At 66.7% G+C, this 12,698-nt stretch carries 10 protein-coding genes; 7 read left to right on the top strand and 3 right to left on the bottom strand.

Features of this window, described 5'->3' with window-relative positions; genetic code table 11:
- Positions 1-80: 80 nt before the first annotated feature.
- Positions 81-980: a LysR family transcriptional regulator gene (locus IG122_RS20650; RefSeq protein WP_193188181.1), complete on the top strand. Its 900-nt coding sequence runs from the start codon at positions 81-83 to the stop codon at positions 978-980.
- Between the two features lie 122 nt (positions 981-1,102).
- Here the strand turns inward: IG122_RS20650 and IG122_RS20645 are convergent, their stop codons facing one another.
- Complete coding sequence (locus IG122_RS20645; RefSeq protein WP_226893810.1) at positions 1,103-1,546, bottom strand: PaaI family thioesterase; 444 nt, start codon at positions 1,544-1,546, stop codon at positions 1,103-1,105.
- Between the two features lie 45 nt (positions 1,547-1,591).
- Here IG122_RS20645 and IG122_RS20640 point away from each other — a divergent pair, with 45 nt between their 5' ends.
- The 4 genes from IG122_RS20640 (at position 1,592) to IG122_RS20625 (ending at position 8,134) form a co-directional block, all read left to right on the top strand.
- Complete coding sequence (locus tag IG122_RS20640) at positions 1,592-2,407, top strand: ImuA family protein (RefSeq protein ID WP_193188179.1); 816 nt, start codon at positions 1,592-1,594, stop codon at positions 2,405-2,407.
- A 159-nt stretch (positions 2,408-2,566) separates the two neighbouring features.
- Positions 2,567-3,049, top strand: coding sequence for a PilZ domain-containing protein (locus IG122_RS20635; protein ID WP_193188177.1), 483 nt, complete (start codon positions 2,567-2,569; stop codon positions 3,047-3,049).
- Between the two features lie 101 nt (positions 3,050-3,150).
- Positions 3,151-4,764 carry a DUF6504 family protein gene (locus IG122_RS20630; RefSeq protein ID WP_193188175.1) on the top strand — a complete coding sequence of 538 codons (1,614 nt, stop codon included), beginning with the start codon at positions 3,151-3,153 and terminating at the stop codon, positions 4,762-4,764.
- A gap of 31 nt (positions 4,765-4,795) precedes the next feature.
- Complete coding sequence (locus IG122_RS20625) at positions 4,796-8,134, top strand: error-prone DNA polymerase (RefSeq protein ID WP_193188174.1); 3,339 nt, start codon at positions 4,796-4,798, stop codon at positions 8,132-8,134.
- 163 nt (positions 8,135-8,297) lie between these two features.
- On the opposite strand, the gene IG122_RS24345 is transcribed toward IG122_RS20625, so the two are convergent.
- Complete coding sequence (locus IG122_RS24345; protein ID WP_193188172.1) at positions 8,298-8,897, bottom strand: TetR/AcrR family transcriptional regulator; 600 nt, start codon at positions 8,895-8,897, stop codon at positions 8,298-8,300.
- 68 nt (positions 8,898-8,965) lie between these two features.
- Here IG122_RS24345 and IG122_RS20615 point away from each other — a divergent pair, with 68 nt between their 5' ends.
- Positions 8,966-9,391: a VOC family protein gene (locus IG122_RS20615; RefSeq protein ID WP_193188170.1), complete on the top strand. Its 426-nt coding sequence runs from the start codon at positions 8,966-8,968 to the stop codon at positions 9,389-9,391.
- Here the strand turns inward: IG122_RS20615 and IG122_RS20610 are convergent.
- A complete protein-coding gene (locus IG122_RS20610) occupies positions 9,388-10,128 on the bottom strand; it encodes a sulfite exporter TauE/SafE family protein (protein ID WP_193188168.1) in 741 nt (246 codons plus the stop codon). The genes IG122_RS20615 and IG122_RS20610 overlap by 4 nt on opposite strands.
- 240 nt (positions 10,129-10,368) lie before the next feature.
- Here IG122_RS20610 and IG122_RS20605 point away from each other — a divergent pair, with 240 nt between their 5' ends.
- Entirely contained in the window at positions 10,369-12,693 is a 2,325-nt protein-coding gene (locus tag IG122_RS20605; RefSeq protein ID WP_193188166.1) for a DUF3604 domain-containing protein, read from the top strand.
- The last annotated feature ends 5 nt before the right edge of the window (positions 12,694-12,698 follow it).

The raw sequence follows: 12,698 nt of genomic DNA, 5'->3' as shown, positions 1-12,698 counted from the left end.
TACTCACGCCTTGTTATCAATTCTCTCTATTGTTCGAGTAGATTTGTCGGTTTCAGTATTTTCATGAGATAAATTAAAGAATGGCGGATGTCTCAGGTGGAATAGAGGTCTTTCTCGAGATCGTGCGGAGCGGCTCTCTGAACGCTGCGGCCCGCACGCTCGGCGTCGGTGCGCCGGCGGTCAGCCACCGGCTTAAGGCGCTCGAACGGGAAATCGGTGTCGAGCTCATCGCCCGCACCACGCGATCGCTCGATCTGACGGCGGCGGGGCGCGTACTGCTGGACGGCGCGGGGCCAGCCTTTGAGGAAGTCGCCGCTGCGATCGAAAAGGCGCGTGCCGCGGGGCAGGCGACGAGCGGAGTGTTGCGCCTCACCGTACCCTGGAGCGCCTATCGGATCGTCATTGCCCCGGTGCTCGCCGATTTCCAGGCGGCCTATCCGGAGATCAGGCTGGAAATCTCCTTCGAGGAGGGGCTGGTCGATATCGTGCGCGAGGGCTTTCATGCCGGCTTCCGGTTGGGCGACCGGCTGGCAACCGGGATGGTCGCGACTCGCCTGACGCCGCCGCTGCGCGCAGCCTATTCCGCTTCACCCGCCTATCTGGCGGCGTACGGCCGCCCGCAACATCCGGGCGATCTGCTGGCGCATAAATGCATCCGCTACCGGTTCGTCAGCACAAGGCGGGTGGCGGACTGGCTGTTCTCGGTCGGCGGGCGGACCGTGACGGTGGATCCGCCGGCGCATCTGCTGTTCGACGATTTCCGCGCGGTGATCGAGGCGGCGCGGGACGGCCGCGGGATCGGCTGGTCGCTCCGCCGGGTGGTCGAGGAGGAGCTTGCCGACGGGCGGCTCGAGACGGTGCTCGATCCCTGCACGATCGAGCATCCGCCTTTCTATATCTTCTACCCGGAGCAGCACCGCCGCCTGGAACTGCTGCGGCTCTTCATCGAGTTCCTGAGGGAGCGCGGGGCCGGGTTGTGATCCGACCTTATTCTTTCGGTCGTCATTCCCGCGGACGCGGGGTCCCAGGGATCGTAAAGCCGTGTCCGTCTTCCCTGGGTTCCTACTTGCGTTGGGATGACAACATTTCTTGATACCGCTATTTAGCCGATCGGGCCCTTGCTCTGGCGGATCTTGTAGGTGCCTTCACCCATCGCGATGAGCACGCCCTCTGGATTATAGACCTCGCAGGTGGCGAAGAAGACCGACTTGCCGCCGCCGCGGCGCTTGCCGTAGGCGACGATGGTGCCCTCCTTGGCCTGACCGAGATAGCTGGTGGTGAGCGAGAGCGTGAGGGCGCGTTTCTTGTCGCTGCCTTTCGGCACCCAGACGCCACAATAGCCGCCGACCGCGTCGATCATCGTCGCCAGCACGCCGCCATGCAGGATGCCGCTGCGGTTCAGGTGCTTCTCGGTGAGGTCGAGCTCCATCTTGGCATAGCCGTCGGTCCATTCGGTGAGCCGGAAGCCGATATCGGCATTGAAGCCGTACATGGTCTCGAGAGAGGGCGGCGTGTCGGAGGAGGGCGCGTCGGCCGATTGACTCATGAGCGGGGACATCCTAGAACAAATCAGGAACATTCAGGTGATTGGATGGGCGATCCTAAGCACAGGGACGAAACGGGGCAACGGGCCGATTTGGCATCTCTGCGTGCGCGGGTCCGGGCCATTGAGCGCGGCGGCGCGGAGGCGGAGCGGGGCGCGCGCTTTTCGCTCGGCCATGCCGCGCTGGACGGTCATCTGGGCGGCGGGCTTTCCGCGGGGCGTGTGCATGAGCTTGTCGGCGAGGCCCGCAGCGAGTTGCGCGACGGCAGCGTCTTTGGTTTTGCCGCGGCCTTGCTGGTCCGTCTGCTCGCCTCTCCGGTGGCCCGCCGGGGCGGGGAGATCCTCTGGTGCGCGCGGGAGGCGAACATGTTCGGCGGCGCGCCCTACGGCTGGGGGTTGAAAGCCCTCGGCCTCGATCCGGAGCGGGTGCTGTTCGTCCGCGCGCGGGACGAGACCGACCGGCTCTGGGCGATGGAGGAGGGGCTCCGCTGCGGCGGGCTCGCCGCCGTCGTCGCGGAACTGGGGCCCGCGCGTCCGGGAGAGGCCGGAAGGGTGGCGGAGCGGCGCCTGCAGCTCGCCGCCGAGGCCAGCGGGGTCTCCGGCTTCCTGCTTCGTCCGCTTGCGAGCACGGTCACGACCGGGGCGGCGGAGAGCCGCTGGCGCATCGCCGCCGCACCCTCGGGCGGGAGTCTCGATCCTGTCTGGTCGGTCTCGCTCGAACGTCTGCGCGGCGGCCGGTCCGGCGCCTGGCAGCTGCTCTGGGCTATGTCGGACGGCCGATTCCGTGAAGCCGAAGAGTTCGTTTCGGTGCCGGAAGAGGTGCCGGAAGCGAGGCCCGCGGCGGGACGAAGCGCTGCCGCGTAACCCCATATGTACATTTACCTTCATCTGCCGTAACTATTGATTCTGTGTTGAAAAATGCTGTGTGGCTGTTTCTTGTCCGGGATGTGGCAAAGATCATCGCCAGCAGTTTTCTCGGCGGCGATGGTGTAGACTGTCACCGAGGCAAATGGAGGCCGGGGAATGAGTGCTGTCGCCGAGGCAGCGATCGGGCAGGAGAGGCGGCGGCACGGACGCTGGTCCGTGAGCGGCGCCTATGCCGCCGTGCAGGGCCGTAAGATTCCGCTCATCGATATTTCCATCGGCGGCTTTTTCGCCCGTTTGCCGGATGAAGGCGGGCATGTGAGCTCGCCGCTGGAGGGCACGATATACTGGCGCGGCACACGCGAGACGATCGAGTTTTCCTTCGGCGCGGATGTCGTGCGACGGCCGGACGAGGGAGGCCGTTTCGCCGCCCAGTTCCATTCGCTCGAGGGCGAGTCCATCGATACCCTGCTGCGCTTTCTCAGCGCCATCGAGGCCGAGCGGCGCGAGCGGATCGAGCGCCAGCAGCGCGGTGCCCAGCGCCGGGTCCTGCTGCGCAAGCTGGCGCTCTGGGGCGTCGTCGGGGTCAGTCTGGTCGCCGCGCTCTGGCTGGTCTGGCAATTCGGCCTGAGCGGCGCCTGAAACATCCGTCATTTCAGAAGCTTAAACGCACGTTTCATCACCGTGTTGACAATAAGAACAAAACGAGAACAATATGCTCTCGCTCATAGCGGGAGACGATCATGGCACGGCGATTCCTCTATCTCTACATTCCGGATTTTTCCTTCGACTGGCGCCGCCGGGATGCGGCCGGAAATACTGTCGCAGTGGCGGACGACGCCCGGCCCGCGGTCCTGACCCGGCGCCTCGTCGGCACGGAAACCGTCGCGGCGGTCAATCAGGCGGCGGCGCTCCAGGGGATCGCGGTCGGCCGGCCGCTGGCCGATGCCCGCGCCATGATCCCGGATCTGTCGGTAACGGAGGCGGACCCGGCTGCGGACCGCAAACAGCTGGAACGGCTGGCCGCCTGGTGTCAGCGCTATACGCCGATGGTCGCGGTCGACAGCACCGCCGCGCCTTTCGCGGGCGACGGTGGCAGTGCGGGCCTTACGCTCGATATCACTGGATGTGTCCATCTCTTCCGCCGCCAGGGGGCGGCGGATCTCGCAACGGAGGAGCAGGCGCTCGGGCGCGACTGCCTTGCAGCCCTGAACCGGCTCGGCTTCAGTGCCCGGCTCGCGGTGGCGGACGCCCCTCTCGCCGCCCGGGCTGTCGCCCGCTTCTCCGCCCCCCTCCTGACCCTGGTGCCGGAAGGCAGGCTCCGGCTGGCGCTCGGGGCGCTGCCGGTGGCGGCGCTCGGGCTCTCGCCGGCAACGGTCGAGGCGCTCGACCGGGTCGGGCTGCGCCGTATCGCGCAGCTGCTCGACCAGCCGCGGGCCCCGCTCGCCAGCCGGTTCGGCGTGGGGCTGATCGAGGCGCTCGACCGGGCGCTCGGGGAGCGGGCAACGGCGCTCGACATGAAACTGCCGGAGGAGCCGTTCCAGGAGCGCATCGCCTTCGCCGAACCGATTGCCCTGCGCGAGGATCTGGAAGGCGCCGCGCGGCAGACGCTCGGCGCGCTCTGCCGCCGTCTGGAACGCGAACAGGCCGGCGCCCGGCGGGTGCGTCTGCGTTTCTTCCGGGTTGACGGGGAGGTGCTGCAGGTCAGCGCCGGGACCAGCCGGGCCTGCCGTGAGGCGGACACGTTGTTCCGCCTGCTGGTGCAGCATTTCGACAAGCTCGATCCGGGCTTCGGCATCGACATGATGCTGGCGGAGATGCTCGAGGGCGACCGTGCGGAAGGCGTGCAGGCCGCGCTCGGCAGCACCGAGATGCGGGACCGGGACGCGGTCACCGATCTCGGCGACCGATTGGCGAACCGGCTCGGTGTCGACGCGGTGCATCGTCTGCAGCCGGTCGAGAGCCATCTGCCCGAACGGGCGGAGAAGCGGAGCGCGGGGCGGCCGGGCCGCAAGGCGCTGACCTGGACCAATGTGCGTCCCCCGGCGCCGGAACGGGCGGCCCGCCCGGTGCGCCTGATGCGGCGCCCGGAACCGGTCGAGGCGACGGCCCTGCTGCCGGATCATCCCCCGGCCCGTTTCCGCTGGCGCGGTGCGGACTACCGGGTCGCCCATGCCGCGGGTCCGGAACGTCTGGCGCCGGAATGGTGGCGCGACGGCAGCGACGATGCCTCGATGTCGACCCGGGACTATTTCCGCGTCGAGGACGGGGACGGCCGCCGGTTCTGGCTCTATCGGGACGGGCTCGCCGAACGGGGCGAGGCGCCAAGCTGGTTCCTGCACGGGATCTTCTCCTGATCCGGACCGTCCGGAGATCCGCGATGGCGCCATGCAGGGCTATGCCGAGCTTCAGGTCACGAGCAATTTCAGTTTCCTCCGGGGCGCCTCGCATCCGGAGGAGCTGGTTGAGATGGCGGCACGGCTCGGCCATGCCGCCGTCGCCATCGCCGACCGCAACAGCCTCGCCGGGGTCGTCCGGGCGCATATCGCGGCAAAGAGCCATGGCATAAAACTCCTTGTCGGCGCCCGGCTGGTGCTGGAGGAGGGCGGGGAGCTGCTCGCCTTCCCGCACGACCGCCTGGCCTATGCCCGGCTGTCCCGCCTGCTCAGCCTCGGCAAGCGCCGGGCGGAGAAGGGCGACTGCCTGCTCTGCCGCGCCGATGTCACGGACTACGCCGAAGGACATGATCTGGTTCTGATCCCGCCAAGGGATCTGGCCGCTATCCGTCCGGAAGATCTCCACTTCTGGGGAACCCGTTTCCCCGGCCGCGTCTCGCTCGCGGCCACGCTGCTCTATCATGGCGGCGACGCGGCACGGCTCCGTCGTCTTGCGGCGCATGCCGCAGCGGCGGATCTCCCGCTGGTCGCGACCAACGACGCGCATTACCACCTGCCGGAGCGCCGCCCGCTGCAGGACGTGCTGACCTGTATCCGCGAGCATTGCACGGTGGACGAGGCCGGCTGGCGGCTCGATGCCAATGCGGAACGCTATCTGAAGCCAGCGGGGGAGATGGCGCGGCTCTTCCGCGACTGTCCGGAGGCGATCGCCCGCAGCCTGGAGATCGCCAGGCGCTGCAACTTCTCTCTCGACGAGCTTGCCTATGAATATCCGGACGAGATCTCGCCCGACGGCCGCCCTGTGCAGGAGGAGCTGGAGCTGCGCACCTTCGAGGGCGCGGAGGAGCGCTATCCGGACGGTGTCCCGCCGAAAGTCGCGGCCCAACTCCGCCACGAGCTCGGCCTGATCGCGCGACTGAACTACGCGCCCTACTTCCTCACCGTCTACGACATGGTCCGCTTCGCCCGCAGCCAGGACATCCTCTGCCAGGGGCGAGGTTCCGCAGCCAATTCCGCCGTCTGCTACTGCCTCGGCATCACCGCGGTCGATCCCTCGCGCGCCGATCTGCTGTTCGAGCGCTTCGTCAGCGAGGAGCGGGGCGAGCCGCCCGATATCGACGTCGATTTCGAGCATGAGCGGCGCGAGGAGGTGATCCAGTACATCTACCGGAAATACGGCCGCGAGCGGGCCGGGCTGGCGGCGACCGTGATCAGCTACCGTTCGCGCAGCGCGCTCCGCGATGTCGGCAAGGCGATGGGGCTGTCCGAGGACGTGATCGGTCTGCTCTCCTCCCAGGTCTGGGGCCGGCACGGCGACGCGGTGGCGGACGAGCGGATCCGCGAGGTCGGGCTCGATCCGTCGGACCGGCGGCTTGCCATGACCATGAACCTCACCCGCCAGCTCATGGGCTTTCCCCGCCATCTCTCCCAGCATGTTGGCGGTTTCGTCATCACCCGGGGACGGCTCGACGAGCTGGTGCCGATCGAGAACGCGGCGATGCAGGACCGCACTGTCATTGAATGGGACAAGGACGATCTCGACGCGCTCGGCATGCTGAAGGTCGATGTGCTGGCGCTCGGCATGCTGACTTGCATGAAGAAGGCCTTCGAGCTGCTGCAGCGGCATTACGGTCTCGCGCACGACCTCGCCACGGTCCCGCCGGAGGATCCCGGCGTCTATGATATGCTCTGCCGGGGAGACAGTCTCGGCGTCTTCCAGGTCGAGAGCCGGGCGCAGATGGCCATGCTGCCGCGTCTCCGCCCCCGCTGCTTCTACGATCTCGTCGTCGAGGTGGCGATCGTGCGTCCCGGCCCGATCCAGGGTGACATGGTGCATCCCTATCTCCGCCGCCGCGACGGTATCGAGCCGGTCGAGTTCCCCTCGGAGGAACTGCGCGGGGTGCTCGGCAAGACCCTCGGCGTCCCGCTCTTCCAGGAGCAGGCGATGAAGATCGCCATCGTCGCCGCCGGCTTCACTCCGTCGGAGGCTGACCGGCTGCGCCGCGCCATGGCGACCTTCAAGAAGACCGGGCAGATCGGCCAGTTCCGGGACAAGATGATCGAGGGCATGGTCGCGCGCGGCTACGAGCGCGACTTCGCCGAGCGCTGCTTCCGCCAGATCGAGGGTTTCGGCAATTACGGCTTTCCGGAGAGCCATGCCGCGAGCTTCGCGCTCCTCGTCTATGTCTCGAGCTGGTTCAAGCGACGCTATCCGGCGGTCTTCGCCGCCGCCCTCCTGAACTCCCAGCCGATGGGCTTCTATGCCCCGGCGCAGATCGTGCGTGACGCGCGCGAGCACGGTGTCACCGTGCTGCCGCCGGACGTGAACCGGAGTGGCTGGGACTGCGATCTCGAGCCGGACGGCAGGGGCGGGCAGGCGGTCCGCCTCGGGCTCCGGCAGATCAAGGGCATGCGCGCGGAGGAGGCGGAGCTGATCGTCGCCTGCCGGGGGCAGGGCTATAGCGATCCGGGCGCGCTCTGGCGCCGTGCCGGGATCACGCCGGCGGTGCTGGAGGTGCTGGCGCGCGGCGATGCCTTCGCCTCCATGGGGCTTGCTCGCCGCGAGGTGTTCTGGGCGGTCCGCGGACTCGCTCGCGCGGTCACCGGTCCGGTCCGAGCGGAGCGGGACCGTGACGGCCTGCCACTGTTCCTCGCCGCCGAGGCGCGGGAACAGAAGCCTTTCACGCCGCGGGAGGCGGCGGTACTGCTGCCTCCCGCCCCGCTGGGCGAGCAGGTGGTGGAGGATTACGCCGCGCTCCATCTTTCCCTGAAGGCCCATCCTGTCGCCCTGCTGCGGCCGAGCCTCGATGGCGACGGCTGCATTCGCTGCGAGGAACTCGACCGTACCCGCGACGGGCGCCGGGTGCGGCTCGGCGGCCTCGTGCTGGTGCGCCAGCGACCGGGGACGGCGAAGGGCGTGATCTTCATTACATTGGAGGATGAGAGCGGGGTCGCCAACCTGATCGTCTGGCCGGACAAGTTCGAGGCCTTCCGGCGGATCGTGCTCGGCGCCAAGTTCCTCGGTGTTACCGGCCTGGTGCAGCGCGAGGGGCGGGTGATCCATGTCGTGGTCGAGACGCTGGAGGACCTGACCTGGCGTCTCGGCTGGCTGACCGACGGGACGGTCGACGAGGCGGGCTTCAAGGGCGCGATCGCCAATGCCGACGAGGTCGCGCGCGGGCAGGAGGATTATCGCCAGAAGCCGCCGCGCCCGAAACTGCCCCCCGCGCCGAAACCCAATCCGGAGCAGATCAAGCCGTCCCGGCCCCTCCATACCCATCCCCGCAACATGAAACCGGACCTGCGTGTGGTCAGCCGGGATTTCCATTGAGCACGCTTGCCGCTCCCGGCGCAGCGGTGCAACTTTTGCCTGACCGGATGGAGCGTTATCGGGAACGGTTCCCGGAAGATGCCGGTTTCTGTGGCTGGGGGCGATCGACGCCTTTGAAAGGCCATGCCCTGGGCCTTCTCCGACACGTATCGGTTCTGGCAGATCAAGTCCTGGAACGGGAGCCCGCGAGGGCATCGAGCAGCCGGTTCATCGCGGTCTCGTACTCCGGGCGGGAATGGCCATGAGCGATCGCGAGTGCCGCCCGGTCGAACGCAGCGGAGAGCATGTCCGCAAGGGCTTCCGTATTGCCGTCGGCGGCTTCTCCGAAAAGCGCCGCCAACCCGTCCAGCAATGATCGGCCGCCGGTTTCCCTGTCGATGCGGGACATTTCTTCCGGTCCGAGCACGGCGGGGCCGTCGAGCAGCAACAGACGCGCGCGCCCGGGAAGGGCCATGGCATCGAAATAGGCCTTCGAGCCTGCCTTCAAAGCAGCCAGTGGCGACGTTGCCCGGGTTCCGGACCGTTCGATCTCCGCGGAGACCGTCTCCGCCTCCCGCTCGATGACGGCGCGGAACAGGTCCTCCTTGTCCCGGAAGTGATGATAAAGCGCCCCCCTGGTGACGTTCGCCGCCTTCACGATCTCCGGCGTGCCCGTCCCGGCATAGCCATGCGCGATGAAGAGAGCCCGTCCCGCCGAAAGCAGAGCCGCACGGGTTTCCTCCGTCCGCTCGCGATTGGAGCGCCGTCCGGTTTTATCTTGCATACATACAGCCTGTATGTTTATTTAATTTGCATACACAGTGTATGTAGAATTTCGTCGGAGACAAAGCCATGAAATGCTCGCAGTTCTACCCGGTGATCCTTGCCGGCGATGTCGTGGAGACCGCGCGGTTCTACAGGGAGAATTTTCGCTTCAGGGCTGCGTTCGAGAGCGACTGGTATGTTCACCTTCAGTCTTCGGAGGACGAGGGCGTGAACATCGCCGTCCTGCAGGGGGACCACGAAACCATTCCCGAAAGCGGCCGCGGCCGCACGTCCGGTCTGATCCTGAATTTCGAGGTTGACGACGTCGATGCCGAATATGCCCGGGCCAGGGCGGCGGAACTGCCGGTTCTCCTGTCGCTCCGCGACGAGCCGTTCGGGCAGCGCCATTTCATCACGCGCGATCCGAACGGCGTGCTCATCGATGTGATCACCCCGATCCCGCCGTGCCCGGAATTCCTCGCGCAGTACGCGCCGGACGCCGTTCCGTCCTAGAGCGCCGGGACCAGCAGGCCGATTCCGGAAGCGCCCAGCATCCAGAGCAGGATTCTCTTGAACTGGGCGTCGTTGATCCGCCGGTAGAGCGCGAAGCCGATGCCGGTGCCGACGATCATGGCGGGTGCCGACGCGCCGAGCAGGGTCAGGATATTCTCCGGCAGCCGGTCCTGGGCGATGTAGAGCGTCAGGCTGGCGCTGTGCATCGCGCCGTTGAAGAGCTGGAAGGTACCCCGCTGGCGATCCTTCGGCCATTTCATCAGGCTGCACCAGATCGTCGGAAGCACGCCGGAGAGGCCGGAAAACCCGCCCATCACCCCGCCGCCGAAACCGACCAGCGCGTCGACCACCCGGTATCTGCCGGTGATCGCCGGCATTCGCCCGGAAATGATGAAGGCGGCGCAATAGAGGATCAGCGTCGCGCCGACGAAGATCCGGAACGGCCCGGGATCGGCATAGGGCAGGAGCGCGACGCCGCCCGGCACGCCGATCAGGCCGCCGACGAGAAAGATCCAGACCGAGCGGAAATCGATCGCCCGCCAGATCGCGCCGATGGTGCCGAGCACGATCAGCAGCGAGCAGATGATCACCATCGGCGCCGCCTCCGCCGGGCTCAGCACATGGGCCCAGATCCCGAGCGAGGTAATGCCGAAGGCGAATCCCGCGAGACCGGTCGCGAGTGCGCCGGCGAAGGCGCCGAGGGCGACGATGGCGTAGTAGGCGAGTTCGTGTTCCACGGTCAGGGGCGCTCCAAAGGCATGCCGGAACGGGGACGGGACAGTCCTTGTAGGACGCAGTTGGCGGACCTGCCAGCATTGCGTTCATAGGCTGGTGGAAGGGCGGGCCGGATAGGTCGCGGAGCGGCATGAGAACCGTCCGCTAAACGGGTGCTGCCGCTTGCTTTGGTTCTGCTACGCTGTAGAGCGCCGGTCGACAGGAACCGGTGTCGAGTTGGCCCATCATCAAAGAGGCTTGCGATGAACGAACAGGCAGCGACGGCAGGGCATGGCAACCGTCCCTGGGAGGACATGAACAGCGGCGTCATCCTGGCGCCGATCGCCGAGAGCGATCTCGGCCACGCGGCGATCACGCCGAGCGGCAGCTTCGAGGCCGGCTCCTACGCCTCCTTCACGCTGGTTTATACGGCAGGGACCTTCGGGATCGACGATTCCGGCAGCCTCCGCGTCTGCTTCCGCTTCGCCTCCGACCAGGGCAATCCGCAGTTCGACGATCCGAAGGGCGCGAACTACTGCACGGTGGAGGCCTCGAACGGCGCGGTGCTACAGGTCCGCTGGGACCCGAAGGCGAACGTCCGGCCATGGGACCGCACGCTCTGGATCAAGGTGGTGAAGGGCTTCCTCGAGGAAGGTGATACCATCACCATCCGCTTCGGCGTGACCGACCATGGTGGGCCGGGAATGCGGTTGCAGACCTTCTGCGAGACGAGTTTCGAATTCCGTGTCCTGGTCGACCCGATCGCGACCTTCAATTTCCAGACCCTTCCGGTGCAGCCGGAGATCGCGATTGTGCCCGGCAAGCCGGAAAGCTATTCCGCCGCCCTGCCGACCCTGCGCCGCCCCGGCGAACGCTTCGAGTTGAAGCTCAAGGGTAACGACAGGTGGGGAAATCCGTCGGACCGCTGCTCCGGCACCTTCCATCTCGAGGCGGAGGGCGACATCGAGGGGCTGCCGGCGACGGTCGAGATGGCCGAGGGGAGCTTCTCCACGAAGGTTTCCGGTCTCCGCGTGAGGTCGCCGGGCCGGGTGTCGGTCACGGTGAAGAACGCGCTTGGCCAGATCGTAGCAAAGACCAACCCGCTGATCGTCGAGCAGACCGATCTTGTCCACTACTGGGCCGACCTGCACGGTCAGTCGGAGGAGACTATCGGCACCGGCAGCGCGCGGGACTATTTCGCCTTCGCCCGCGACAAGGCCTGGGTCGATGCCTGCGGGCACCAGGGCAACGATTTCCAGATCACCGACGAATTCTGGGCCGAGCTGAACCGGATCACTGCCGAGTTCGACGAGCCGGGACGGTTCGTTGCCATGCCGGGCTACGAATGGTCCGGCAACACCGCGCTCGGCGGCGACCGCAACGTCTTCTTTCCGAACGAGGGGCGGACCATCCGGCGTTCGTCGCATGCGCTGATCGAGGACCGGAGCACCGCCCATACAGACTGCACCACCGCCGGAAAGCTTTTCGAGGCCTTCGCCGAACATGGTGAGCATGACGTGGTCTGCTACGCCCATTGCGGCGGGCGCTATGCGGATATTGCGGTTGCCCATGACGGACGCTTCGAGAAGTCGGTCGAGGTGCATTCCTCCTGGGGCACCTTCGAGTGGCTGCTGGAGGACGCTTTCCGGCTCGGTTACCGGGTCGGCGTGGTGTGCAACTCGGACGGCCACAAGGGACGCCCGGGCGCGAGCTATCCCGGCGCGGGAAAGTTCGGCGCCATCGGCGGATTGACCTGTTTCAGCACCGCGGAGCTCAGCCGGGCGGCGCTGCTCGATTGCATGCGCAAGCGTCGGCATTACGGCACGACCGGCGGCGACGGCGGGCGCATGGTGATCCGCCTCAAGGGCTGGTTCGAGGGAGAGGGTGCTGTCTACCATGACGATCCCAAGATCATGGACAGCGCCCCGAGCCTCGCCCACGAGGCGTTGATGGGCGATATCGTCCATCTGCCGAAAGGCGGGATGGAGCTATCCGTCTCTGTCGACACCAACTCTCCGATCATCCGGGTCGATATCTTCAACGGTCTCGAACTGGTCGAGACCGTGCGGCCATACCTGGAGTCGGATCTCGGATCGCGCATTCGCGTGCATTGGGAAGGCGCGGAGTATCGCGGCCGGTTCCGCGAGGTGATCTGGGACGGGAACGCGAGTGTCTCCGGCAATGCCGTTGAAAGCGTGACGCCGGTGAATTTCTTCAATCGCGACAAGAGCTTCGATCGGGTCAGCGAATCGGAACTCGCCTGGAAAGCGCTCACTACAGGCAATTTCGGTGGAGCGGACATCCGGTTGAGAGAGCGGAAGGCCGGCAGTCTCAGGATCGACACGCCACTCGTGAAGACGGAAATGCTGGTCTCGGGAATCGGGTTTGAGGATAGAATCTTCGACGCTTCGGGCGAGCTGCCGCGCTTCCTGAAGCTGACCCGCCTGCCGGACGTGAACCCGCATACCTCCTTCGCCTTCAGCCGGAAGATCGAGCTGAAGCCCGAGGGCGATAACCCGATCTACATCCGGGTCGAGCAGGAGGACGGCACCCGGGCCTGGACGAGCCCGATCTACGTCTATCGCTAGTACGT

Origin of the sequence: Nisaea sediminum, assembly GCF_014904705.1 — a bacterium.
In the GTDB taxonomy this organism is placed as follows: Bacteria; Pseudomonadota; Alphaproteobacteria; order Thalassobaculales; family Thalassobaculaceae; genus Nisaea; species Nisaea sediminum.
The sequence above is the reverse complement of the archived record's forward strand: the minus strand, read 5'-3'. Positions and strand labels throughout refer to the sequence as shown.